Source organism: Streptococcus pantholopis, from assembly GCF_001642085.1.
GTDB lineage: Bacteria > Bacillota > Bacilli > Lactobacillales > Streptococcaceae > Streptococcus > Streptococcus pantholopis.
Window position 1 is genome coordinate 363,080 of the sequence record NZ_CP014699.1, and the last position, 25,837, is coordinate 388,916.

Consider the following 25,837-nt stretch of genomic DNA (forward strand, 5'->3'; position numbering starts at 1 on the left):
GAAAAAACCATATGTTGCTGTACAAATCAGTCAAAAGCCGAATAAGTCATTCAACTTTTAACTGATCTGTCTGCTCATATGGTTTTTGCCTGTTTAACAGCTTACTCACCTGATATCAGCGGTTTCGATGGTTACTTGATTGCCATCGGTCGGATCTTCGGTGAAAATTTTGAAATCCTGCTGGGACGATGGACTGAAGCGGGCAACAGTATAGGTCTGTCCGTTAGGGAAGATAAATTCAACACTGTTAATATCGGTAACAACCTGCAAGGTAATGTTTTGCTGCTCTTTTAGCTGGCTGTCTGCCAGATAGCCGTTGCCATTGCCCAAGAGCCCGTTATGATAATAATCGGCTGCTCCCTGACCGTTTATACCGCGGTTTAACTCAGCTGCGTACTGCTTAACGTTATACATGCCATTACTTGGATCATAGTTGAAATGAATATAGTCTTGTCCCTGCCAAATATCAATATAGATACGTCCTGAATAATTTCCTTTTGTATTGACAAAATCCAGCTTATAGTATTGAACAGCCGACTGATTGGGAATATCATAAAGCCCGTAAACCTCACCATTTGTGTCCTGTCGGTCGACCCACAGATTATGGCTTTCCGACTGCGGATTGTCTTTAGTGATATTGTCATAATAGCCAGTACGGCTTAAGGCTCTTTCAGGCAAAATCAAGCTTTGGCTGACGGTCAGATCGTTTTGCAGGACTAATTCACGAGCGCTTGAATAAGAACCTAAGCGCTGAGCATAAGGACTGCTAGCTTCTTGGTCTGAATGAACCCCATTAGTGAAATAGTTCCAGTTACCGACCCAGCCAAGCGTGATTATAGAAGTATTGCTGCTGTCAATATCATCGCTCCCCGAAAAATTAGCGCCGTAATAGTCGGACCCTTGATCCAGACGCCTAGCATCCGTTTCAGGAACAAAAAGCCCGTTAGCATCAAGATGGCCAACAATATAGTAGGTTCCTGTTGTTTCACCCTTGGAAGCGTCTTTGGCTCCAAAGAAGAGGACCTGCTTGCTCTGCCCGTTGGGCATGGTCAGTGTCTTGAGGACCGGACATTCAACGGGAGCATTATTTTCCCAGGAATGCCCCTGAAAGAAGGTTGCACTGATGATTTTGGAATTTCCTTGCCTGTCAGCTTTTTTCCAGTCAAGTCCATTGTTTGACTGATAGACACCGATGTCAGATCCTTCTGCGACATACATCACCATCTTATTATTCCAATAAAAAACATTTGGATCGCGAAAATCGGGATGTCTGCCGCCCACAGTTTCTGAATCAGTGATATCAGCAACTGCCTTGCCTTCATTTAAAATATGGCTGAAGGTTCTTCCGTTATCCGATGAGTAGGCAGCATAAATATTCTGCTGACGGTCGCTCTTTCGTATTCCAGTAAAATAAGCCACTTTTACTCCAACAGGGGCTCCCTCGATGGAACCATCATTATAGACAACCGAACCGGTCCAAGCAGACAGCCAGCCTTCTGCAGCATCACCGCCTGACGCCGGCAGAGCACTGTGCTGCTCACTGTAATGGATAAAATCAGTAGTAGTCGTATGGTACCAATCCTGTCCCTGCTCACCAAAAGGATTTGTGGCGCCGTCGGCAGAATGTAAAAAGTAGATATCATAGTACTGACCTTCCTCGTTCCAGAGGATAGTCTGCAAGTCATTAGACCAGCCATGGGCTGTACTAAGATGTGCCTGCTGCACATGTTCACTTGAAGTCAGTGATTCAGCCATAATGACCCGCTGCAGCAGCCAAAAAGCAGCTGTTCCCGCAAACAAAACCACTCCTCCCCAAAAAATCCAGTTCCTCGACGCTTTCTTCATCGTACTCCTCCTTTTAAATAAAGATACAAAGGCCGTATAAAACGCAAAAGGGAAATGACGGTAAGTCCGAAATCTTCGATTTCGCAGACGCAGCCCTGCCAGAAGGACTAGAAGGGTGCGGTCGACTGTTAAGACGACAAAGCCTTCAGACGTTTACGGCTGACGGTAAGTCTGAAATCTATGATTTCGTTGTCCCACTCCCGCAAAGCCTAGTAGGCCATTTAAAGCTTTGAAAAAGCGAATAAAGTGCCACTAGACGACTAGCGTCTTGCACATAAGACTATAACAAACATTAAGGCCTATTTTTAAAATCGTCTTTCAGACATCTACGGCTAGCTAGCTTGAAATCAATTCTCAACTTAGCCACATCTGTTTCCCCACAACGCTTTCATATTATTTGGCAAGATAACATTATGATTACAAAAATTATCCGTTTTTCTGTTTTATCAAATACAGGTCAGAATATCTAAAAAATCTTCTTTTTTGCCCTGATTTAATTGTAAAAAAAAATCGGGAAAAAGCAAATATCGGAATAGCAAGTGTTACCTAAAAATAATCTTAAAGTAATAGGAAGCGCTTTCAAAAATGCGGCGTTACAGTTCTGTAATTTGTTTTTGACTTTTTGCCATGTTAGAATGCTAAGCACAAAAAAAGAAAAGGAGATTTCTGATGAAAGTTCGGAAAATTATGCGTAAATCCAAAAAAAGATGGATTGTACTGACTGTTGCTACTGCAAGTTTAGCTCTTGCTGCCCAAGGGAAAACTACTTTTGCTGATACAGTGAACAGCAGTGAACAGGAAACAGTGACACAGACGGAGACAGTTCCAGCTGAAGCAAATGAAACAGCTGAACTGCAGGCAGTACAGTCTGAAACGGACAGTAACGATATTCAGGCTACCTCAGAAGAGCTGACTGCTGAAAATACAGATTCGGAAGCTCCTGATTTGGCTAATAAGGCAGCTGGTTTGTCAGACTCTGAAAGTGAGCAGGCTGAGGAATTGGCAGAAGCAGGAGCTGTCAGAGCCGACGATAATCAAGAAACGGATGCTGAGGCTCAGACAGATCCTGCTGCTGAAAACACTGTTGATCCTGACACCGGTTTAACAGCAACAGCTGCTTATATCGCTCAGGAAGCACAGCTGGATATTTCCAATTTAACGGATGCCCAAAAAGAAGCTCTGAATAAAATTCAGCTGACAAGCGATGCTGAAACGGGGACCCAGATGACTTACAAGCAGTTTGAAGAAATTGCTAACATCTTGGTCGCTCAGGATCCGCGCTATGCTATTCCTTATTTTAATGCCGAAGTCATTGAAAATATGCAGGCTGCTACAACAAGAGATGCTCAAACTGGAGAGATAGCTGATTTGGATGTATGGGACTCTTGGCCAGTACAGGATGTCCGGACTGGCGAGGTTGTTAACTGGAACGGCTACCAGCTTGTTATCGCTATGATGGGGATTCCAAATACCAATGATAACCATATTTATCTTCTTTATAATAAATACGCTGATAATGATTTTTCTAATTGGAAAAATGCCGGTTCCATCTTTGGTTACAACCAAGATGCTGTCACTCAGCAGTGGTCAGGTTCTGCTACTGTAAATGATGACGGAACCATTCAGCTCTACTATACACAAGTTGACACGAGTGATAATAACAGCAATAATCAAAAATTGGCCTCTGCCACTTTAGTATTATCATTTGACGATGACAATGTTTATATTGATTCTGTGGAAAATGACAAAGTTCTCACCCCAGGCGGTGGCGACGGTTATTATTACCAAAGTTATGAGCAATGGCGTTCAGCCTTTACCGGCGCAGATAATATTGCCATGCGGGATCCGCATGTGATTGAAGATGACAATGGTGACCGCTATCTCATCTTTGAGGCCAGCACCGGAACACAGAACTACCAAGGTGAGGAACAGATTTATAATTGGACCAATTATGGGGGCGATGCAGCCTATAATGTTCAGAGCCTCTTTCGCTTATTGGAAGATCCGGATATGTACACCCGTGCCAGCATATCCAATGCGGCCATCGGAATTTTAAAATTGACAGGTGATGTTAAAGATCCAGAAATTGCAGAGTATTACACGCCTCTTTTGACTTCGCCGATGGTCAGTGATGAGATTGAACGGCCTAATGTTGTTAAACTGGGAGACAAATACTATCTCTTTGCTGCTTCACGCCTCAATCACGGCAGCAATAATGATGCCTGGAATCTAGCCAATGATGTTGTGGGAGATAATGTCGTCATGCTGGGCTATGTTTCTGACAGCCTGACTGAAGGCTATGTTCCTCTCAATGATGTGGGCATAGTTCTGACCGCTTCGGTTCCTGCTGATTGGCGGACAGCTACTTATTCCTACTATGCGGTTCCAGTTGCTGGGTCTGAGGATACTCTGCTGATCACTTCTTACATGACCAACCGCAATGAGGTGGCCGGTCAAGGTAATAATTCAACCTGGGCCCCAAGTTTTCTTATTCAGGTTTTACCGGACAATACGACCCGTGTTTTGGCGAAAATGACAGAACAAGGGGACTGGATCTGGGATGAAGGCAGTGAAAGCCAAAGAACGGTAGGAACACTGGAAACAGCCTATCTGCCGGGAGAAAATGATGGCTATATTGATTGGAATGTCGTTGGCGGTTACGGTCTAATACCGCATACACCGGCTCTTCCGGATGAAGACACAGACAATCCTAATGGTGATGAAGAGGATATCAATGATAAGCAGAATAATCCGGACAATGAGCAACAAGAACCTGACAGTAAACCGTCTGATAAAACAATTTCTGTAACAGTCCACTACAATGCCGATATTTCGGGCACTATTACGCTGACTGAACAGAATCTTAAAGACTTGCTTAATCTTATAGCGCATCGGCTTCAGCAGCCGGAAAAAACGAAGCAACAACAGACTTTTGCACCTCAGCACACAATCAAAAAATCACGAGACAGCCAAAAATCACGGCAAAAATCTCTGGATAGTCGGTATAAGGCAAGAGGGCAAAAGAAGGCCAGACGGAATAAATCACAGTCTAAACGGTCTGCAGGCTTCTTTGCCGCTTCATCGCTGAGTTTTCTTTCGAGCTTATTTGCCTTCTTTGGATTAAAAATCTTTTAAACTGGTCTAAACTTCTTTGGTAAGCAGCAGTACTACCAGCTGCTAAAACTGAGGTAAATCTTATAAAAACCGCTTGAGAATGGATTTTCAAGCGGTTTTTGTTCGCAGTTATTTTGACTGCTCCGTTTTGAACTTTTTTATGACTAAAAAAGTGCTGTTTTTGCTTTTCTGATTTTTTCTGTACAGCCTTTTTTTCTAAATTTTGGTATAATCAGTAAAGGTACTGTAAAAACATGGCCTACAAGCTCAGAAAAGTATTTTGTCTCCGTATCTTGCCAGTCGGTTGGCTTAGGGTTGCTTTTCAGCTGTTTTATACGGGCTTTGTGTCTTGGTTTAATTGAACACGGGCTAAACGCTGCGGGAAAAAGATGTCCTGACTTAGAATCTGGCGATTCGTCAGTCAGTCCCCTATTTTCCTTTTGCGTTTTATACGCCCTTTGTATCTTATTTGAAGGAGTTTAATTGATTATGGGGAAATTTCAAGTTATTTCACATCCGCTTATTCAGCATAAGCTGTCTATTTTGCGTCAGACGGAAACGTCGACCAAGGAGTTTCGGGAACTGGTTAACGAAATCGCTATGCTTATGGGATATGAGGTGTCGCGAGATCTGCCTTTGGAGGATGTTGAAATTGAGACACCTATCACTAAAACGAAGCAAAAGCAGCTGGCTGGTAAAAAATTGGCAATTGTGCCAATTCTGCGTGCCGGTATCGGTATGGTAGACGGTCTGCTCAGTTTAGTGCCCGCAGCTAAAGTTGGCCATATCGGCATGTACCGCGATGAAGAAACCCTGCAGCCGGTAGAATACTTGGTTAAACTGCCTGAAGATATTGACCAGCGCCAGATTTTTTTGGTCGATCCTATGCTGGCGACAGGAGGTTCAGCAGTTTTAGCTGTTGATACGCTGAAAAAACGTGGAGCAGCTAATATCAAATTTGTGTGTTTAGTTTCAGCCCCTGAAGGTGTCAAAGTGCTGCAGGAAGCGCATCCTGATGTTGACATCTATACAGCTGCTCTTGATGAAAAACTTAATAAAAATGGTTACATTGTTCCGGGCTTAGGGGATGCCGGCGATCGTCTGTTTGGAACAAAATAAATTTTTTCTGAAATGCAATTTATTATTTGACCTTTATTGACCAAATGATTATAATAGTATCAGATGCTGAAAGAAATGGAGAAAATTTATGATTCCTGTAGTTATTGAACAAACAAGCCGCGGCGAACGTTCGTATGATATCTACTCTCGTCTTTTAAAAGACCGTATTATCATGCTGACAGGTCCGGTTGAAGATAATATGGCCAACTCAATTATTGCCCAGCTCCTTTTTTTGGATGCCCAGGATAATACTAAAGATATCTACCTTTATGTTAATACTCCGGGTGGTTCTGTGACAGCCGGCCTTGCGATTGTTGACACAATGAACTTTATCAAGTCCGATGTGCAAACTATTGTTATGGGGATGGCTGCTTCCATGGGAACCATCATTGCTTCAAGCGGTGCTAAAGGAAAACGTTTCATGTTGCCTAATGCCGAATATCTTATCCACCAGCCGATGGGAGGAACAGGAAGCGGTACGCAGCAGTCAGACATGGCAATTGTTGCCGAACAGTTGCTGAAAACCCGCAATAAGCTGGAGCAAATTTTATCAGAGAATTCCGGCAAACCGATCGAACAAATCCATAAAGATGCTGAACGCGATTACTGGATGGACGCTAAAGAAACGCTGGAATACGGCTTTATTGACGAAATTATGGAAAATAATGAACTGAAATAGTTCAGCCGCTGATGGTAAAAGTAAATATGAGAGGGACAAGCTGCCATGTTTGCAGAGAGCAGCCTGTCCCTTTTTTTGAGGCGGTGGGAAAATGCAGATAGAAAGACTACTGCAAAAACAAGTAAGAGCAAAATCTAACGATAGATTGCAAAACATAGGATCAGGCAGCTACCATACCCTTGTCTATATTTCATGTGCCTGAGTTTCTTGGACCGTGTTCAATTACAGTTGCTGCCTCTTAAAGGCTGCCCGTTTTTAGAGCTGTCAGCTGGTTTTTTATGAAAAAAAGTCTGCATTTATGTTATAATTTTTTTATGTTAAAAATTGATGATCAGCTGCTGGCTATTGAGGATGCGATGGATGATGTTCTAAAGGCTTTTTTATCTTTAGAAATGGTGAAGCAGTACCGTCAAGCTAAACAGGATTTTTTAGCTGACAGCAGTCTGCAGCAAGAAATTCAGGCTTTTCAAAGACTTCAGGAAAATTATGAAGCAATTAAGCCGTATGAGGTAAAACGGGATGAGGCTTATGCGCTTCGCAAAAAACTGCTGGTCCAAAAACGGGCAATTGATATGAACAGCCGTCTCATTCGCTACCGGCGTCTCGAGGTTGACATGCAGACACTCTTAGCAGAGCTTTCGCAAAAAATTTCTGCTGCAGTTTCGTCCGATGTTTTTGTTGATACGGGCTTGCCTTTAGCTCCGCATAAACGTCCTCATAAAAGCGGCAGAGGCAATAATATTAGAGAAAGAGGGGAGAATCATGCTGAAACCAGAGGATAGGCAAGGAATTGCTGTTTATCTTTATTATAACCGTGATGCGCGGAAACTAAACAAAATCGGCGATATCATTTATCACTCCCGCCGGATGCGCTATCTGCTGATTTATGTGGATAAGGCTGTGCTTGAGGAAAAACTGGCTGAGCTTTCCCAATATAAATTTGTCAAAGATGTGAGAGTTTCGCATTTGGATGCTGTCGACCGTGACTTTGTAGGGAGTTTGTTCAGAGAAGAAAAAAATTAGTTTAAAAGTCTTGACAATTTTCAGATAATTCAGTATTCTTATTAAGGTATCTACTAAGAATTTTAAGGAGAAAACTATGAAGAAGAAATTTGCTTTAAGTGCAGCAGCTTTCTTGAGTACAATTGTTTTGGCGGCCTGCGGAGCAGCCCCGTCCAGTAATTCATCAGCTGATGGCAATGATATCGGCGATACTATAAAAATCGGTCTGAATCTTGAGTTAACCGGCGATGTTTCAGCTTATGGCAATGCTGAAAAGAATGGCGCCGAATTAGCTGTTGAGGAAATCAACAAAGCAGGCGGTGTGGATGGCAAAAAGCTTGAACTTGTATCCAAAGATAATAAATCGGATAATTCAGAAGCGGCTACTGTGGCAACTAATTTGGCGACCGAAAGCAAGGTTAATGCGATTGTCGGTCCAGCAACTTCTTCTGCTGTAGCTTCTGCCAGCCCTAATGCTCAGTCAGCTGCGGTTCCGCTGGTAACCCCTTCAGGCACACAGGATGATTTAACTGTTGATAAAAACGGTGATGCTTATGAGTATATCTTCCGGACGACCTTTATTGACAGTTATCAGGGGCAGGTACTGGCCAAATATGCAACAGAAAACCTGAAGGCAGATAAAGTTATCCTTTACTATGATAACTCCAGCGACTATGCCAAAGGGATTGCTGAAGAGTTTAAAAAAGAATACAGCGGCGATATTGTCGCCGAGTCCACCTTCCAGTCCAAAGACACAGACTTTCAGTCAGCTTTGACTAAATTTAAAAACAGAGATTACGATGCCATTATTATGCCCGGCTATTATCAAGAGACCGGAACAATTATCAAACAGGCACGTGAAATGGGGATTGATGCGCCGATTGTCGGTCCTGACGGATTTGCTGATGAGCAGCTGATTAAATTGGCCGGTGCTGAAAACACCAATAATGTTTACCACATTTCCGGTTTTTCAGCAGCAAGTTCTGATAAGGCAGCTGCATTTGTTAAAGCATATGAAGAAAAATACGGCCAAGCTCCGTCTATGTTCGCTGCTTTGACTTATGATTCTATCTACATGATTGCCGAAAGCGCTAAAGGTGCAGATAATTCAAAAGACCTTGCAGCTAATCTTGCAAAATTGGAAGATTTTGAAGGAGTTACGGGAACAATGACGATTGACAAGAGCCATAATCCGGTGAAATCTGTTTCTATCATTGGTTTGACTAATGGTGAAGAGTCATCATCAGAAGTTGTCGAAGCGGATTAGTCTTAAAAAGGAAGTGAGGCTGAGACAAGAGTCTTAGCCTCTAAATGTTGTCTCAGGCCTGATTGACTTGAAAGATGCAGCCATTTCCGGTCTTATTTAAAGTATGAAGCGGCTTATCTTTCCGACTTCAGCAGTTATCCGCATACTGTAAAGTCTGCCAGGTCTTGCGGGAGCGGGACTGTGAACCTTTTTTCAGCCGATAAAGAGGTTCTGTCCCGCTCCCTATATTATTTTATGTTAGAAAGTTTGGTGAAATTATGCTTCAGCAGCTTGTAAACGGTCTGATTTTAGGGAGTGTTTATGCTCTTTTAGCCCTAGGATATACTATGGTTTATGGGATCATCAAGTTGATTAACTTTGCTCACGGTGATATTTATATGATGGGGGCTTTTATTGGCTATTACTTGATCAGCTACTATCATTTAAATTTTTTTCTTGCTCTCCTTTTAACGATGGTCATTACTGCCGCTCTAGGTGTTCTTATTGAATTTCTGGCTTACAGGCCTTTGCGCAACTCGACTCGGATTGCTGCTTTAATTACAGCAATTGGTGTTTCCTTCTTTTTAGAATATTCAATGGTCTATCTGGTCGGAGCGCAGGCCCGTCCTTTCCCTCAGGCGATCAAAACGGTTAAATACGCCTTGGGTCCTGTAAGCATCAGCAATGTCCAGATCATTATTCTGCTTGTCTCTGTTATTCTGATGCTGGCTTTGCAGTTTATTGTGCAGAAAACAAAGATGGGCAAGGCCATGCGGGCCGTCTCAGTTGATAGTGATGCTGCGCGGCTGATGGGAATCAATGTCAACAGCACTATCAGTTTTACTTTTGCACTGGGATCCGCTATGGCAGGAGCGGCTGGTGTTCTGATTGGGCTTTACTATAACTCCATCAATCCGCTGATGGGAATGACACCCGGAATTAAAGCCTTTGTCGCTGCGGTTCTGGGGGGATCGGTATTATTCCGGGAGCTGCTTTAGGCGGTTTTATCATCGGTCTTTTGGAAACTTTCTCTATTTCTATCGGACTGTCCAGCTACCGTGATGCGGTTGTATATGCTATTTTGATTTTTATTCTGTTAATCCGTCCTGCGGGTATTCTTGGCAAATACATGAAAGAGAAGGTGTGAGACAATGAAAAAAAATCTGAAATCTATTCTGGCTTGGATTGCTGTGATTGCACTTGTCTACATCATTCTGGCAGCACTTATTAATTCAGGCTTTTTAGGTGTCTACTATATTCAGATTCTTATGGGAATCGGGATTTCGATGATTATGGCTATGGGAACCAATTTGGTTCTGGGTTTTTCCGGGCAGTTTTCTTTGGGACAGGCTGGCTTTATGGCTATCGGAGCCTATGCGACAGCTATTATAACAGATTTTAATCCGACTTACGCCGGCTATTATCTGTCTATGGTTGTTGGTGCGCTTTTAGCAGGAGTTGTTGCTGTTATTGTCGGTTTTCCTACACTGCGGCTTAAAGGCGACTACTTAGCCATTGCTACTCTGGGTGTATCGGAAATCATTAGGATTGCTATTGTCAACGGCGGTGAGCTGACGAACGGAGCAGCCGGCTTGACAGGTATTCTGCCTTATTCACAATGGACAACGGTTTTTATCTTTGTTGTGCTGATTTTAATTTTCTTTATGAACTATCTGCGCAGCTCTTTTGGCCGTCAGGTTATTTCCGTTCGTGAAGATGAAATTGCCGCTGAAGCAATGGGTGTTAATACCACCAAGGTTAAGGTGATGACTTTTGCTATTGCAGCAATGACAGCAAGTATTGCTGGTTCTCTGTATGTCGGCTATATTGGGACAATCGCTCCTAAAGATTTTACAATCATGAGATCGATTGATTATCTTATTATTGCGGTTCTGGGGGGACTGGGCTCGATGACCGGTACGATTGTGGCGGCAGTTGTTCTGGGCTTCCTCAATATGTATCTGCAAAATTTCTCAGATGTGAGAATGATTATCTACTCTTTAACTTTGATTCTGGTTATGGTCTTCCGGCCGGGAGGCTTGCTGGGAACAAAAGAGTTCAGTTTTGCACGCTTATTTAAAAAGAAAACTAAGGAGGGCAGACAGTAATGGCACTTCTTGAGATAAAAAATTTAACAAAGAACTTCGGCGGTTTAACTGCAGTCGGGGATGTGACAATGGAGCTCAATGAAGGGGAGCTTGTTGGCCTTATCGGTCCTAATGGCGCTGGTAAAACGACTCTCTTTAACCTCCTGACAGGTGTTTATGAGCCGAGTGAAGGGACAGTCAGTCTTGACGGCACTATTTTAAATGGGAAACTTCCTTATCATATTGCCTCTTTAGGTCTGTCGCGTACTTTCCAAAATATTCGGCTGTTTAAGGACATGACAGTCCTTGACAATGTGCTGATTGGTCTGGCTAATAAAGCCTCTCTCCCAATTTTTTCCAGTTTGCTGCGTCTGCCGAATTTTTATAAAAGTGAGCAGGAACTGCAAAAACAGGCTTTCGAATTGCTTTCCATTTTTGGATTAGAGGACAAGGCTGAGACCTTAGCTAAAAATCTGCCTTACGGTCAGCAGCGGCGCTTAGAAATCGTCAGAGCTCTGGCAACCAAACCTAAAATTCTCTTTCTGGATGAGCCTGCTGCTGGTATGAATCCGCAGGAAACGGCAGAACTGACCCAGCTTATTCGTCAAATCAAGGATCGATTTAAGATTACTATCATGCTGATTGAGCATGATATGAGTTTGGTTATGGATGTCACTGAACGCATTTATGTTTTGGAATACGGCCGTTTAATTGCCCAAGGGACACCGGATGACATTAAAAATGATCAGCGCGTGATTGAGGCTTATCTGGGAGGTGAAGCATAATGGCTATGTTAACAGTTGAAAATCTCTCAGTCCATTACGGCGTTATTCAGGCTGTTAAAGAGGTTTCATTTACAGTGAATGAAGGAGAAGTGGTCTCTCTAATTGGAGCTAACGGCGCCGGTAAAACATCTATTTTGCGAACGATCTCCGGCTTGGTCCGCCCAAGCAGCGGCAGTATCGTTTTTGAGGGGGAGGCTATCCATCGGGCCGCAACGCGTAAAATTGTTGCCAGTGGTCTTTCTCAGGTACCAGAAGGACGTCATGTTTTTGCCGGCCTGACTGTTCTGGAAAATCTTGAAATGGGAGCTTTTTTAAGCAACAACCGTGAAGAAAGTCAAAAGAATCTGCGACAGGTTTTTGACCGTTTTCCGCGTTTGGAAGAAAGGAAAAACCAAGATGCTGCAACTCTCTCAGGCGGGGAGCAGCAAATGCTGGCTATGGGCCGGGCTTTGATGAGCAAGCCGAAACTTCTTCTGTTAGATGAACCGTCCATGGGTTTGGCGCCGATTTTTATTCAGGAAATTTTTGACATCATTCAAGCTATTCAAAAACAAGGAACGACTGTCCTCCTTATCGAGCAAAATGCGCATAAGGCTCTCTCTATCGCAGATCGCGGCTACGTTCTTGAAACTGGGAAGATTGTCCTTTCCGGAACTGGTCCGGAACTTTTAGAGTCCGATGAGGTGCGCAAGGCCTACTTAGGCGGCTGAGGAATCAAAGGATAACATGGAGGCGGTGCTTCTTTGACTTATCCATTGTCAGGGAAGAGCTAAAAATCATCTGCCAATCTGTTTTTCTTTTCGGCCTACCTAGCTAAAGATGAACGGTGCAAAAGGTAAAATGATGCGCAGATTGCCAGAATCAGAACAATATTGCAGAAGTTTGGGGGAAGACCGAGCTTCTTTAACTGTACTGACTCGGACTATCCGCTAATAAATTTTGCTATATTTAGAAAGAATAGAACCTATAGTTAAGAAGCATAAGACTTATTTCAAATAAGCATTTGCTCTTAGACGGAAAAGGCTGTAAAATAAAATTATAAGAAAAATTTGGTCTTTAGATAAAGAGTTAATAATCCAAAGACCATCTGACACTTATTTTTAATGAAAGGATTGAACGTCTGGGAATGTCTTGACAGATGATTTCATCTTCACTGAACTTAGATGGAAAAATCTGAGCAGGAAGAAGTTTTAGCATCCTAAACCTGATAACAGTTTAAACTGTTGGCAATATCAGGAAGGGCAGATTTCCTCGACGTTCTCGGTAAGTATGTATGAAAACAGCTATTTTTGAACACGCTGGTTCAATGGTTATTGAAGATGTCGCTAAACCGACACTTCAGGCAGATGATGATGTGATTATCAAAGTTGTCCGTGCCTGTGTCTGCGGGTCTGATTTGTGGTCCTATTCGCATGGCGATGACAAACCGGCTCATTCAGATAACAGCGGACATGAGGCGCTGGGGATTGTCGAAGAGACAGGTCCCGCTATTAATACGGTTCAGCCGGGTGACTTTGTAATTGTTCCTTTTACTCACGGCTGCGGGGAGTGTGATGCCTGCCGTGCTGGATTTGATGGTACTTGTGATAATCACAAAGGCGCTACTAATTGGAGCGGCGGCTACCAGTCAGAGTATATTCGTTTCCACTATGGGAACTGGGCTCTTGTTAAGGTTCCCGGCCAACCGTCAGATTATTCAGAAGGTATGATTAAATCCCTTTTGACTTTAGCAGATGTTATGCCGACAGGTTACCATGCAGCGCGGGTAGCAGATGTTAAACGCGGAGATAAGGTTGTTGTTATCGGGGACGGCGCTGTCGGACAATGTGCAGTAATAGCGGCCAAAATGCTTGGTGCTTCACAAATTATTCTGATGAGCCGCCATGAAGACCGCCAGCAAATGGCTTTGGCTTCAGGAGCGACAGGAATAGTTGCTGAACGCGGAGAAGAAGGAATTGCTAAAGTACGCGAGATTTTAGGCGGCGGAGCAGATGCTGCTCTTGAATGTGTCGGTACAGAGGCTGCTATGGATCAAGCACTGGGTGTACTGCACAATGGCGGCCGGGTAGGCTTTGTAGGTGTGCCGCATTACAGCAACCATCCGCTGGGGTCTACCTTTGCTCAGAACATCATAGTTGGTGGCGGTTCGGCATCGGTGACAACATATGATAAGCAAGTCCTGCTGAAAGCCGTTCTTGACGGGGATATTAATCCAGGGCGTGTTTTCACGGACACTTACTCATTGGCAGATGTCAATCAGGCTTATCAGGATATGGCTGACCGTAAGACCATCAAGTCTATGCTTGTTGTGGGCGATTAAGATATAAAAACAAAGCTGAGATGTTAATCTCAGCTTTATTTATTGGGAGAAAAGGGGATAAGTGAGATAATTATAGCTGCAAGCTAGGTGAGAAAATTCTATTTTTTCTTTTTGATAAGCCGCTATCTCCTATGGAGCATACTACTACTTTAATTCCTCTCTTACCAGTTCTAAAAATTTTTTGGTTAATCCTGACTGGCTGCTTTGTTTTTTCCAAAGAATTTGTAGCGAGTCAAGGTTGTCTTCGGCAAAAGGAACAAAGTCCAGCTTACTGTCTTTAAAATCTGTTTCAATAATGCCATCGAGCGTTAAGGCGATACCAACGCCCTCTTTAACCAGAATAGAAGCGTTATAGAGCAGATTATAAGTGGCAACGATTCGGTAGTCGCCAAATCCTGCCAGAAGCGACTCATCAATAGTTGTCTGAGCAGAGACAATGAGCGGATAAGCCAGCGCATCTGCTAGACTTGGTTGTTTATATTTGGTTAAGGGATGGTTTTTAGGAACTAAGACTCCCCAGCGGTCACGATTCGGGAGCGATAAGTGATTGTACTTTTTTATATCGTAAGGTCCAATAGTAATGGCTAAATCATAGACCCCTCGGTTGAGCCGTTCAAGAACATCATCTGCATTGCCGCTGCGGATGTGAATCCTGATATTAGGATAGCTGACTGTCAATTTTTTGACAGCACGAGCCACTATATCTAAAGACTGTGTTTCAGCAGCTCCGATATAGATATCACCAGCCAAATTTTCTGATCCGCGTATGCTGCTTGCGGTCTTATCCACCAAACTCAAAATTTCAATCGCTCGATTGTAGAGATACTGGCCATCGTCAGTCAGCTGAATCTCACGGCTCCCGCGGTGAAAAAGAACGGTGCCGAGTTCCTCTTCAAGTTCCTTAATCTGGCGCGATAAGGTCGGCTGGGTGACATGCAGCGCTTGCGCAGCATTTGAGATGCTCTTTGTCTGTACAATGGTCACAAAATAATTAAGAACACGAATATCCATACAGCCTCCTATACCTGATAATGATATACCAGCTTTATTATACCATTGAGACCGAAAAACTGCTTAGTTTTCCTTTCTATGCTTTTAAACTATAACTTGTATTTATTATAAGTATTTGCTATATAAAAAGACGCATGGTAAAGTATAAGTACAGAATGCGGAAGGAAAGAAAAGCATGAAAGAAATCAACCAAGCTTTACTGACAGGCGAACGCGCTTTATTTCAGCAAAGAGAAACCAGCATAAAAAATTCAGTTTTTGAAGATGGTGAATCACCTTTGAAAGAAAGCCGTCAGATTGAACTGGAAGATACGATTTTTCGTTGGAAGTACCCGCTTTGGTATGCCAAAGAGATTACCGCCAGACATCTCAGTCTTTTAGATACAGCACGTTCTGGTATTTGGTATACACATGGGATTGCTATCTCAGACAGTGTCATCCAAGCTCCAAAAACATTTCGGCGCAGTTCTGCTATTACCCTCAAAAATGTTCAGCTAACCAATGCGGAAGAAACAATGTGGGCATGCGAAGATATTCAGCTGGAGCAGGTTAATGTGGTAGGGGATTATTTTGCTAAAAATGCTAAAAACATCAAGGCTAAGCACCTCACGATTACAGGAAATTATGCTTTTGACGGATCAGAAAATGTTGAATTGTCACAAGCAACCCTGCTGAGCAAAGATGCGTTTTGGAACTGTAAAAACGTGACTGTGAAAGATTCAACTATTGTTGGCGAATACTTGGCTTGGAATTCTGAGAATATTACTTTTATCAACTGTACGATTGAAAGCAATCAGGGATTGTGTTATCTGAAAAATTTAGTGCTTAAAAATTGTAAAGTGATCCATTCAGACTTAATTTTTGAGTACACAACAGTACAGGCGGATGTTATATCAACCATTGACAGTATCAAAAATCCGATTTCAGGAGAGATTTCAGCTGTCGATATCGGCGAACTCATCTTTAATGATCCGGCTCTTGACTCCAAGCAGACCCGTATCCATTTAGCTAAGGAGCTTATTCATGATAAGGTATGATTTTGGGCGTGTGCTTAATCGACGCCGTGTTAACAGCTACAAATGGGACGTTGCTGACCAAGAACTGCCAATGTGGGTAGCTGATATGGATTTTGAAACAGCCCCAGCAATCACAGCTGCTATCCAAAAACGCTTATCTCAAGGTGCCTTAGGCTATAATACTGTCCCAGATTCCTTATTCAAAGCCTATATTGACTGGTGGGGCCGCCGGCATGCTTATTACATGGAACAGGATTGGCTGATGTTTTGTACAGGAACAGTACCGGCAGTATCGTCCATTGTGCGCAGTGTGACCAGCTCTCGTGATAAGGTTTTACTGCTTTCACCTATTTACAACATTTTTTATAATAGTATTGTTAATAATAATCGTGAGGTTTTAGAGAGTCCCTTGGTCTATTCAGGCGGACAGTATCACGTTGATTATGAAGATTTAGAGACTAAACTGGCAGATGAGAAAACAAGGCTCTTGATTTTTTGCAATCCCCATAATCCCATAGGAAGAGTTTGGAGGCCAGAAGAATTAAGACGTATCGGCTCCCTATGTGTGAAATATAAGGTCATGATTCTGTCAGATGAAGTACATTGTGACTTGACCCATGACAGTGCAGTTTATACTCCGTTTGCCTCTGTCTCAAAGGACATAGAGAAACAGACAGTGACCTGTTTATCACCATCAAAGGCCTTTAATATTGCTGGTTTAAAGTCGTCTGTCATCGCTGTTTCTGACGAAGAACTAAGAAAAACAATTTACAGAGCTATCAACACTGATGAAGTGGCAGAGCCGAACAGTTTTGCAGTTCAGGCAACTGAAGCGGCATTTAATGAGGGAGAAGACTGGCTCAGCCAGCTTAATAACTATTTAGCAGGGAACCGTCATTATCTTGAAAAAGGACTGGCAGAATCTGTTCCTGAAATTCATATTGTCCCGTCTCAGGCTACTTATTTGATGTGGCTGGACTGTTCAGCTTTAACAGAAGATACAGCAGCCTTATGCAGCTTTATTCGACAGACAACAGGACTGATTTTATCAGATGGCAGTATTTTCGGCGGCAATGGCCAGCTTTTTATTCGCTGGAATTATGCCTGTCCTAGAACGCTATTGGAAGATGGTCTGAGACGGTTTAAACAGGCTGTTCAGGCTTATAAGAGGCAATAAAATGAAAAAAATAATAATTTTAATTATTTGTTTTCTGCTGGCCGGCTGTTCGGCAGCTGAAAGTGAGCAGTCTCAGTCAGATGAAGCAGGCAGTCAGACGACTTCTGGTAGGAGCCTCTCCGATTCTCAGGAAACAAATGAGCGTGAAAAGGATAGGGAAGAAACTGTGATAAAAGCAAGAATTGATGATCAAACATTCGAAATCGTATTAAATGACAGTCAGGCAGCTGAGGAATTTAAAGAGTTGCTGCCTTTGACAGTAGAGATGGAACATGTCAACGGCAATGAGGTCTATGCCCCATTAGGTGAGCAGTTTACTGCTAATAATCAGCAGGCAGGCCAAATTCATGCTGGAGATCTTAAACTATGGTCAGGCGATGGTCTTGTCCTCTTTTACAAAGATTTTTCTTCAAATTATTCTTATACAGATCTAGGCCGCATGACAGACAGCAAAGGGCTGGCAGATGCTTTAGAGCAGTCCTCCACTGTCAGATTTGAAAGGGAGTAGATAGATGTAGCCTAAACGCTGCGGGAAAAAGTATGGTCAAGTACACAACTGACTTCATAGTTAGGCAGCCGTAGACGTCTGAAGGTTTTATCGTCCTGCGGCCGACTGCACCCTTCTAGTCGTCTTGGCAGAGGTGCGTCTGCGAAATCAAAGATTTCGGACTTACCGTCATTTTCCTTTTGCGTTTTTAACGGGCTTTGTATCTTGATGAATTGAACACGCCCTAAACGCTGCGGGAAAAAGCATGGTCAAATATAGAACTGATTTCACAGTTAGGCAGCCGTAAACGTCTGAAGGCTTTGTCGTCCTAGCGGCCGACCGCACCCTTCTAGTCGTCTTGGCAGAGGTGCGTCTGCGAAATCAAAGATTTCTGGCTTACTGTCATTTTTGCTTTGCTCTTTTAACGGGCTTTGTATCTTGATGAATTGAACACGGCCTAAGCTCTTTGCAAAAAAGATAAAACTTCCTAGAAACTGGGGTTTCTTCGTCAGTTTTCCTATTTTTGCTGTGAGCTTTAAACGGGCTTTGTATCTTATTGAATTGAACACGGCCTAAGCTCTTTGCAAAAAAGATAAAACTTCCTAGAAACTGGGGTTTCTTCGTCAGTTTTCCTATTTTTGCTGTGAGCTTTAAACGGGCTTTGTATCTTGTTGAATTGAACACGGCCTAAAATCCTAGTGAAAAAGATGGCTGTCAGCGTGATGCCAGCATCACTTGCCAGTCCCTATTTTCATACGGATTTTTAAACGGCCTTTGTATCTTTTTTATGGAGGGGATATGATGTCAACTTTAGTGATGTATTTTTCAAAGACTGGGCATACGCGCGAAAAGGCGCAGGTGATTGCCCAAAAGCTTCAAGCGGATCTTTATGAAATCAAAGAGAAGGTGCCATATGGAGCTGCTGATTTGAATTGGCGCAATCCTGCCAGCCGCTGCAATCGTGAGCAGGAAGATGAACAGAGCCGACCGGCCTATCAGGGGGCATTGCCTGATGTCAGCCGTTATGACCGCATTCTTATCGGCCATCCGATCTGGTGGGGCCGCCCGCCAAGGATTATTGATACCGTTCTGGAACAGCTTCATCTGCAGGATAGCGGCAAAATACTGGCTTCGTTTGCAACTTCTGGGGGATCGACCTATGCACAGTCACAGGCTGTCATGGCTATCCTGCTCGGTTCTTCTGCTAAGCGGGGCCGTGTTCTCTCCAGCAATAAGAGTATAGAGAAATGGCTGGAGGAAAACAAACTGCTGTCATAGATTTTAGATTATCACTGGCATTGTAAAAAATAAAGGCAGTGCAAACATGGGCTGTCTTTATTTTTGCCTTTTGGAAGTGAAGTTTTCTTAATTCTGCTAATAAGTGCCGGCATGTTTTCTTTCCAAACGGGTATATTTGACCTGCATGCCTCAGTTTACGGCTTTTCTGACTTTTTGTTATAATAAAAGTAAGGCAGTGAGGAGGGATTTTATGCCAGTAAAAGATTTTATGACCAAAAAGGTTGTCTATGTTTCTCCAGATACGACAGTGGCAGCCGCAGCTGATATGATGCGGGAGCAGGACTTAAGACGGCTTCCGGTCATTGAAAATGACCGTTTGGTTGGTTTAGTAACAGCAGGGACGATGGCAGAGGCCAGTCCGTCAAAAGCGTCCAGTCTTTCAATTTATGAAATGAATTATCTGCTTAATAAGACGAAAATTCGTGATATCATGATAAAAGATGTTGTGACGGTTTCGCAGTATGCCAGACTGGAAGATGCTATTTATATCATGATGAAGCACCGTGTTGGTATTCTCCCAGTTGTCGATAACGGTCAAATTTACGGGGTGATAACGGATAAGGATGTCTTTAAAGCTTTCCTGGAAGTTTCCGGCTATGGCGAGGAAGGCGTCCGCGCTGTTATTTTGGCGGACGACAGTATTGGAGTGCTGGCCAAAGTTGTTGATACCATTACAAATGAAAATCTCAATATTAAGCATACCGTTATTGCCAGCCGCAAGTCTGGCAAGACTGTCATTGAGGTACAGATTGACGGTCAAGTCGCTATTGAGGATTTAAAAGACAAATTGCTAAAACAGGGGATAGAGGTAGAATCAATCGAAAAGACAGCTGCCAAATCTTTAAAATAGAAGAGAAGGACACCAGCAGATGATTGCCGGTGTCTTTTTTGATGAAAATTTGCTAAAATAAAAGTATCAAATGCGGGCCGTTAAATTTAAAAACGGTTGAAAGAAGAAACGATATTGGCATGAACTGCCGGAGATTGATTTTTTACTTAAGCGGCAAGGAGGGAGTAAAGTAAGGAACTGTATGTCTAAAGGGTTTATTATTTCTTTTGAGGGGCCAGACGGTGCCGGCAAAACAACAGTCTTAGAAAAACTTTTGCCCCAGCTTAAAAAAAAGGTTAAAGCAGATTTTATCGTTACCCGTGAACCTGGCGGTGTACTGATTGCTGAGCGTATTAGAGAAGTTATTCTGGATGTCAGCCACGCCAATATGGATGCCAAAACAGAGCTGCTGCTCTATATGGCTGCCAGACGGCAGCACTATATCGAAAAAGTACTGCCGGCTGTAAATCAAGGGAAAGTTGTGCTGATCGATCGTTTTATTGATAGTTCTGTGGCTTATCAGGGAGCCGGAAGGGGACTTGATAAAGAAATCATCAGTCAGCTGAATGCCTTTGCTACGGATAACCGCCGACCGGATCTGACCCTGTATTTTGATTTACCGTCTGAAATAGGCTTAGGCCGTATTCAGAAAAATAAGGACAGGGAAGTCAACCGTCTGGATTTGGAAACGCTGGATATGCATCAGCGGGTCCGACAAGGCTATCTTGAACTGGCTCAGGCTGAGCCGGACAGGATTACCACACTTGATGCTTCTCTCAGTGCAGAAGCAGTTACTGAAAATGCTCTGGAGGCAATCATGAAACAAATCAGTAAAAGCAGGTCATTATGGATTTAAAGCAATTACAGCCTAAGCTCTTTGCAGAGTTTAAGCAGATTTTGCGGGCAGAACGTTTGAATCATGCCTACCTCTTTTCAGGGACTTTTGCAAGTTTTCCTATGGCCCTTTTCCTTGCCAAAAGCCGTTTTTGTGAGCGTTTACAGAATGGTCTTCCCTGTGGGAACTGCCGGTCATGCCGCTTAATTGAAGCAGGAGAATTTGCGGATGTGAGGGTTATCGAACCGATCGGCCAGATTATCAAAACGGACACAGTGAAAGAACTGCTGCGGAATTTTTCACGGTCAGGTTTTGAAGGGAAAGCGCAGGTATTTATCATTAAGGAATGTGAAAAACTGCATATTAATGCGGCTAACAGTCTGCTGAAGTTTATCGAAGAGCCGCAGAGTTCGGCCTATATGTTTTTGCTGACAGCTGATGAGAGTAAAGTTTTGCCGACTATCAAGAGCCGTACACAGATTTTTCAATTTCCTAAAAATGAAGCTTACTTGCTAAAGCAAGCTGAACAGGCCGGACTTTTAAAGAGTCAGGCCAGACTCTCTGCACAGCTGGCTCACAGTCCGGAAGAGCTGGACGAACTGCTGAGCAATAAGAAAAATCTTGAGCTTGAGCAAGCCTGCCGGCGCTTTACAGCCAGTCTTCAGAAAAATCAAGATTTAGCTTATTTAGAAACGGCCAGACTGGTTCAGTATGCTGCAGAAAAAAACGAGCAGGCTCTGATTTTTCAGCTGCTGACAATACTTTTGGCAGAAGAAATAAAAGAAAAACAAAACCGGCGGCTCCTTCAGCTCCTTTTGCAGGCCCGTTTGATGTGGCAAAGTAATGTCAGTTTTCAAAATGCATTGGAATATATGGTGATTTCATGACAAGAGTAATTGGAATTAAATACGGAGAAAAAGATGATTTAAGGTATGTGCAGTCAGACAGCTCTTATCAAAAAGACGATTTTTTAGTTATTAAAAATAAAAAAGGGAGTCGTCTGGCTCAGGTCGTTCAGCCTGATGTTACTGTCGGTCCGGCTAAGCTTCCTGCAGAGTTGGACCATGTTTGGCGTTTGGCTGATCACAAAGACCTTGAAACACACCGTAAAAATACAGAACTGGCGGAGCACTCTCAGGCAAAGGTAAGGGAGCTGATTGCCTCTCACCGTTTGCCCATGAAGCTGCTGGATATTGTTTTTCCTTTGGAGAGGAATTATGTTCTAATCACTTTTTCTGCGGAAGGGCGTGTTGATTTTCGTCAGCTTCTTAAAGATTTGGCTGCTCTTTTTAAAACACGTGTGGAACTGCGGCAGATTAACAGCCGTCAGGAAGCAAAAATTTACGGCGGACTCGGCCCCTGCGGCCGGGCACTATGCTGTTCCAGCTTTTTAGGTGAGTTCCCGCCTGTCTCTATTAAGATGGCTAAAAATCAAGGTTTATCGCTAAGCTCAGGTAAAATGACGGGAATTTGCGGCCGGCTGCTGTGCTGTCTGAGTTTTGAAGAAAACTTCTACCAGACCAGTAAGGCGAAATTTCCTGATTTGGGAACAGTTGTTGAAACGCAAAATGGCTCAGGTGTTGTCGCAGGGATTGATGTATTTTCGGAGACCTTGCAGGTTCGTCTGACAGATCAGGAAACGCTGTTGACCTATGCAGTTGAGGAGGTTAGAATTGGTGGATAAAAAGAAGTTGTTTGATGCTTTTGATGACTTTTCTCAAAATTTGATGGTAACCTTGGCTGAAGTTGAAGCTATGAAAAAACAGGTTCAAGAGCTGGTCAAAGAAAATACAGGACTGCGTTTAGAAAACACCAAGCTGCGTGAGCGTTTGCATCAATTGGAGCCTGAGACAGAAGCCAAAGCTCCCCACCAAGGCAAAGATCATTTGGAGAGTATCTATCAGGATGGCTTTCATGTTTGTAATTCTTTTTACGGTCAGCGCCGTGAAAATGATGAAGGCTGTGTTTTTTGCATGGAATTGCTGTATAGAGAGTAGGTCCAATGCAGATACAGAAAAGCTTTAAAAATCAGACTTCCAATGGAACTCTGTACTTAGTTCCGACACCCATCGGCAATTTACAGGACATAACCCTGAGAGCTGCTGAAACGCTGAAAACAGTTGACTATATCTGTGCGGAAGATACGCGCAACACAGGTATACTGCTGAAGCATTTGGCTGTTGAAACCAAGCAAATCAGTTTTCATGAGCATAATGCAGCTGAGAAAATTCCTGCTTTACTGTCTTTACTGACTTCTGGCAAGTCCTTGGCCCAGGTTTCAGATGCTGGTATGCCTTCCATATCGGATCCTGGACATGAACTTGTGCAGGCAGCCCTTGCTCAGGGTATCCCGGTTGTGGCGCTTCCCGGCGCTTCTGCCGGTATCACCGCTTTGATTGCCAGCGGCATAAGGCCTCAGCCTCATATTTTCTACGGCTTTTTACCCAGAAAAGCCGGCCAGCAAAGGTTATTTTTGGAGGAAAAGAAGAACTATCCTGAAACACAGATTTTTTATGAATCGCCTTATCGGCTGGCAGCTACCTTAAAAACGATTCTGGCTGTTTACGGAGACCGGGAAATTGTTCTCGCCCGCGAATTAACAAAGCTGCATGAAGAATATCAGCGGGGGAGGCTTTCGCAAGTATTAAGCCACATTGAGGAAAATCCCCCTAAGGGAGAATGCCTTTTGATTGTTGCGGGCTGTGAGCAGAAAAATAAGGCCCCAGCTTTGACAGAGAAAGAAATTTTAGCTCTTATCCATGGCTTTATAGCCGAGGGGCTGGCGCCGAATGCGGCCATAAAAAAAACCGCAAAGCGTAACGGTCTAAAGAGACAGGATGTATACAGCCTCTATCATCAACTAAATGACTAGTCTGCTGACTGTAAAAAAGCGTCTGCAGTGACTGCAGGACGCCGGTACAAGACAGCTTTTCTGCCCTCAACTTTGAGTATTTCTTTCAGCCCCTCTGCATCAAGTGCAAAGGGGCTTTAACAACACACTGTTAGCCTGCTGCCCTTTCGGCAGTCAGAACAATTTCCGCTTTTGTGCAGCTTGTTTATGGCTGTCTCAAATAATATGAGTTCCATGAACTGCTTGGCAGCCTGTCAGGCGGCAGACTTCCTGATAATTATCAGCCCTGACACCGCCGCCCGGCATTATCTCGATCCTGCCGTCTGCATAAGAACGGAGTTCTTTAATCCAGCTGGCATTTTCTAAAATATCATTTTTCTGCACAGAGCCGTGCAGCAATATACGGACAAAGCCTAAGTCAACCAGCTGGTCTAAGGCTTCTTTTTGTTTGTTTCTTGGGATATGGTCAAAGGCCATATGAAAAACCAAAGGCAGCCCTTGCGTTGCGGGGAGGAGTTGGTCGATAGCAGCAGCATCCACCTCATTTTCTTCTGTCAGCAGACCCAGAACTAAACTGTCACTCTCTAAGGCAACAGCCTGTAAGATGTCTTCTTCCATAATTTTGAGCTCAAAATCATTGTAGACAAAAGATCCGCCCCTAGGCCGAATCAACGTAGCCAGACTGATATTTTTTTCATGGAGGAGTTTGGCAGCTTCTTTAATGACACCATAAGATGGAGTCGTTCCTCCGACCGTCAGATTATCACAAAGCTCAACCCGTGTCACTTTTTGACTGTTTAATGCCGGCAGGTTGGTCATATTCTCCGCACAAAACTCTTTAAAAATCATAACACCACTCCCATCACAAGATACAAAGCCCGTTAAAAAATGGAATGATTTGGTTTTCCAATTATTTTTTCATACGGCTTCATTTGAATCTTTACCTTATTATAGCATGATTTTTTGTCTGCTCCTATTTGGATACTTGATAAAATTCTGACAATTGTGCTATAATTTGTAATATTATACGGAGGTATGTTTTGATGGCGATTTATAATTTTTCTGCAGGTCCTGCAGTGCTGCCAAAGCCTGTGCTGGAGCAGGCTCAAAGAGAAATGCTGGATTATCAGGGAAGCGGTATGAGTGTCTTAGAACTGTCTCACCGCTCCAAAGAATTCGATAGCATTATCAAAGATGCTGAGCAGCTGCTGCGAGAATTAATGGCGATTCCCGATAACTATAAGGTCTTATTCCTGCAAGGAGGAGCTTCAACCCAGTTCAGTATGCTTCCTTTAAACCTTGCCAAAGGCCGTAAAGCTTATTATCATGTTGCCGGTTCCTGGGGGAAGAAGGCTTACACAGAGGCTGTTAAACTGTCTAAAACAATTCCTTTCGACCCGATTTTATTAGCTTCTTCGGAAGAAAGCGTTTATGACCATATCCCTGCTTTTGAGCCATCGGCGATTGATCCGGACGCTGCTTATGTTCATCTGACCACCAATAATACGATTGAAGGGACAGCTGTTTACCACCTGCCGGATACCAACGGTGTCCCGCTTGTAGCTGATATGTCCTCTAATATTTTGGCTGTGCGCTATCATGTCGAAGATTTCGCAGTTATTTATGCCGGTGCACAAAAAAACATCGGTCCAGCTGGCGTGACTGTTGTTATTATTCGCGAAGATTTCCTGAATGATGAACCAGCGCTTTCTTCTATGCTGGATTACCGTATCCAGGCAGAAGCCGGCTCTCTCTACAACACACCGCCGGCTTACAGTATTTATATTGCTAAACTTGTTTTTGAATGGGTTAAAAAACAGGGCGGGGTTGATAAGATGGAAGAGGTTAATCGAGAGAAATCAGGTCTCCTTTATGATTTTATCGACCAGTCTGATTTCTATACCAGCCCTGTTAAGGTCGCTGCCGAGCGTTCGGTGGCTAATATTCCTTTTGTTACGCCAAATAAGGAATTAGATGCTAAATTTGTTGCTCAAGCAACACCGCTTGGTTTTAAAAACATCAAAGGGCACCGCAGTGTTGGCGGCATGCGTGCCAGTCTTTACAACGCTTTCCCGCGTCAAGGAGTACTGGAGCTAATTGACTTTATGAAGCAGTTTGAAGCGGAAAACAGTTGAT

24 protein-coding genes and 1 pseudogene are annotated in these 25,837 nt (G+C 43.4%); 22 read left to right on the forward strand and 3 right to left on the reverse strand.

What is annotated here, in order from left to right:
- Positions 1-105: 105 nt before the first annotated feature.
- Positions 106-1,845, reverse strand: coding sequence for a glycoside hydrolase family protein (locus A0O21_RS01700; RefSeq protein WP_082854386.1), 1,740 nt, complete (start codon positions 1,843-1,845; stop codon positions 106-108).
- A gap of 1,224 nt (positions 1,846-3,069) precedes the next feature.
- Here A0O21_RS01700 and A0O21_RS01705 point away from each other — a divergent pair.
- The 11 genes and pseudogenes from A0O21_RS01705 (at position 3,070) to A0O21_RS01755 (ending at position 14,197) form a co-directional block, all read left to right on the forward strand.
- Positions 3,070-4,980, forward strand: a complete 1,911-nt coding sequence (locus A0O21_RS01705) for a glycoside hydrolase family 68 protein (RefSeq protein ID WP_418346446.1) — start codon at positions 3,070-3,072, stop codon at positions 4,978-4,980.
- A 468-nt stretch (positions 4,981-5,448) separates the two neighbouring features.
- Entirely contained in the window at positions 5,449-6,078 is a 630-nt protein-coding gene (upp, locus tag A0O21_RS01710) for a uracil phosphoribosyltransferase (RefSeq protein ID WP_067060424.1), read from the forward strand.
- 88 nt (positions 6,079-6,166) lie between these two features.
- Complete coding sequence (locus A0O21_RS01715) at positions 6,167-6,757, forward strand: ATP-dependent Clp protease proteolytic subunit (RefSeq protein WP_067060427.1); 591 nt, start codon at positions 6,167-6,169, stop codon at positions 6,755-6,757.
- Between the two features lie 314 nt (positions 6,758-7,071).
- Positions 7,072-7,539, forward strand: a complete 468-nt coding sequence (locus tag A0O21_RS01720) for a YlbF family regulator (RefSeq protein ID WP_067065019.1) — start codon at positions 7,072-7,074, stop codon at positions 7,537-7,539.
- Complete coding sequence (locus A0O21_RS01725; RefSeq protein ID WP_067060429.1) at positions 7,520-7,780, forward strand: DUF2129 domain-containing protein; 261 nt, start codon at positions 7,520-7,522, stop codon at positions 7,778-7,780. The genes A0O21_RS01720 and A0O21_RS01725 overlap by 20 nt, the downstream gene beginning before the upstream one ends.
- 76 nt (positions 7,781-7,856) lie before the next feature.
- Complete coding sequence (locus A0O21_RS01730) at positions 7,857-9,026, forward strand: ABC transporter substrate-binding protein (RefSeq protein ID WP_067060431.1); 1,170 nt, start codon at positions 7,857-7,859, stop codon at positions 9,024-9,026.
- Positions 9,027-9,283: 257 nt separating this feature from the next.
- A pseudogene (locus tag A0O21_RS01735) lies at positions 9,284-10,152 on the forward strand (branched-chain amino acid ABC transporter permease).
- Between the two features lie 4 nt (positions 10,153-10,156).
- Positions 10,157-11,113 (forward strand): branched-chain amino acid ABC transporter permease, encoded by a 957-nt coding sequence (locus tag A0O21_RS01740; protein WP_067060433.1) that lies wholly within the window; start codon positions 10,157-10,159, stop codon positions 11,111-11,113.
- Positions 11,113-11,877, forward strand: a complete 765-nt coding sequence (locus A0O21_RS01745; protein WP_067060435.1) for an ABC transporter ATP-binding protein — start codon at positions 11,113-11,115, stop codon at positions 11,875-11,877. The genes A0O21_RS01740 and A0O21_RS01745 overlap by 1 nt, the downstream gene beginning before the upstream one ends.
- The gene (locus tag A0O21_RS01750; RefSeq protein ID WP_067060436.1) at positions 11,877-12,587 is read left to right on the forward strand and encodes an ABC transporter ATP-binding protein; all 711 of its coding nucleotides are present in this window, start codon (positions 11,877-11,879) and stop codon (positions 12,585-12,587) included. The genes A0O21_RS01745 and A0O21_RS01750 overlap by 1 nt, the downstream gene beginning before the upstream one ends.
- Positions 12,588-13,150: 563 nt before the next feature.
- The gene (locus A0O21_RS01755; protein ID WP_067060439.1) at positions 13,151-14,197 is read left to right on the forward strand and encodes a zinc-binding dehydrogenase; all 1,047 of its coding nucleotides are present in this window, start codon (positions 13,151-13,153) and stop codon (positions 14,195-14,197) included.
- A 144-nt stretch (positions 14,198-14,341) separates the two neighbouring features.
- Here A0O21_RS01755 and A0O21_RS01760 read toward each other — a convergent pair whose 3' ends face one another.
- Complete coding sequence (locus tag A0O21_RS01760) at positions 14,342-15,208, reverse strand: LysR family transcriptional regulator (RefSeq protein ID WP_067060441.1); 867 nt, start codon at positions 15,206-15,208, stop codon at positions 14,342-14,344.
- A gap of 175 nt (positions 15,209-15,383) precedes the next feature.
- Between A0O21_RS01760 and A0O21_RS01765 the strand changes: the two genes are divergently transcribed.
- The 10 genes from A0O21_RS01765 (at position 15,384) to rsmI (ending at position 23,722) form a co-directional block, all read left to right on the forward strand.
- Positions 15,384-16,244, forward strand: a complete 861-nt coding sequence (locus A0O21_RS01765) for a DUF3737 family protein (RefSeq protein ID WP_067060443.1) — start codon at positions 15,384-15,386, stop codon at positions 16,242-16,244.
- Positions 16,231-17,400, forward strand: a complete 1,170-nt coding sequence (locus tag A0O21_RS01770; RefSeq protein WP_067060445.1) for a MalY/PatB family protein — start codon at positions 16,231-16,233, stop codon at positions 17,398-17,400. The genes A0O21_RS01765 and A0O21_RS01770 overlap by 14 nt, the downstream gene beginning before the upstream one ends.
- A 1-nt stretch (position 17,401) precedes the next feature.
- Positions 17,402-17,908, forward strand: a complete 507-nt coding sequence (locus A0O21_RS01775; RefSeq protein ID WP_082854388.1) for a cyclophilin-like fold protein — start codon at positions 17,402-17,404, stop codon at positions 17,906-17,908.
- A 777-nt stretch (positions 17,909-18,685) separates the two neighbouring features.
- Positions 18,686-19,165 (forward strand): flavodoxin, encoded by a 480-nt coding sequence (locus A0O21_RS01785; RefSeq protein WP_067060449.1) that lies wholly within the window; start codon positions 18,686-18,688, stop codon positions 19,163-19,165.
- A 211-nt stretch (positions 19,166-19,376) separates the two neighbouring features.
- The gene (locus tag A0O21_RS01790; RefSeq protein ID WP_067060451.1) at positions 19,377-20,036 is read left to right on the forward strand and encodes a CBS and ACT domain-containing protein; all 660 of its coding nucleotides are present in this window, start codon (positions 19,377-19,379) and stop codon (positions 20,034-20,036) included.
- 181 nt (positions 20,037-20,217) lie between these two features.
- Positions 20,218-20,871 carry a dTMP kinase gene (tmk, locus tag A0O21_RS01795; RefSeq protein WP_067060453.1) on the forward strand — a complete coding sequence of 218 codons (654 nt, stop codon included), beginning with the start codon at positions 20,218-20,220 and terminating at the stop codon, positions 20,869-20,871.
- Positions 20,862-21,737 carry a DNA polymerase III subunit delta' gene (locus A0O21_RS01800; protein ID WP_067060455.1) on the forward strand — a complete coding sequence of 292 codons (876 nt, stop codon included), beginning with the start codon at positions 20,862-20,864 and terminating at the stop codon, positions 21,735-21,737. The genes tmk and A0O21_RS01800 overlap by 10 nt, the downstream gene beginning before the upstream one ends.
- On the forward strand, positions 21,734-22,534 hold the full coding sequence (gene ricT / locus A0O21_RS01805; protein ID WP_067060457.1) for a PSP1 domain-containing protein: 801 nt from the start codon (positions 21,734-21,736) through the stop codon (positions 22,532-22,534). The genes A0O21_RS01800 and ricT overlap by 4 nt, the downstream gene beginning before the upstream one ends.
- Positions 22,527-22,847: a DNA replication initiation control protein YabA gene (gene yabA, locus A0O21_RS01810; protein ID WP_067065024.1), complete on the forward strand. Its 321-nt coding sequence runs from the start codon at positions 22,527-22,529 to the stop codon at positions 22,845-22,847. Before ricT ends, yabA begins: the two co-directional genes overlap by 8 nt.
- A 5-nt stretch (positions 22,848-22,852) precedes the next feature.
- Positions 22,853-23,722 carry a 16S rRNA (cytidine(1402)-2'-O)-methyltransferase gene (rsmI, locus tag A0O21_RS01815; RefSeq protein WP_067060459.1) on the forward strand — a complete coding sequence of 290 codons (870 nt, stop codon included), beginning with the start codon at positions 22,853-22,855 and terminating at the stop codon, positions 23,720-23,722.
- Between the two features lie 195 nt (positions 23,723-23,917).
- Here rsmI and A0O21_RS01820 read toward each other — a convergent pair whose 3' ends face one another.
- The gene (locus tag A0O21_RS01820; protein ID WP_067060461.1) at positions 23,918-24,550 is read right to left on the reverse strand and encodes a copper homeostasis protein CutC; all 633 of its coding nucleotides are present in this window, start codon (positions 24,548-24,550) and stop codon (positions 23,918-23,920) included.
- A gap of 194 nt (positions 24,551-24,744) precedes the next feature.
- Here A0O21_RS01820 and serC point away from each other — a divergent pair, with 194 nt between their 5' ends.
- The gene (serC, locus tag A0O21_RS01825; protein ID WP_067060463.1) at positions 24,745-25,836 is read left to right on the forward strand and encodes a 3-phosphoserine/phosphohydroxythreonine transaminase; all 1,092 of its coding nucleotides are present in this window, start codon (positions 24,745-24,747) and stop codon (positions 25,834-25,836) included.
- Position 25,837 lies beyond the last annotated feature (1 nt).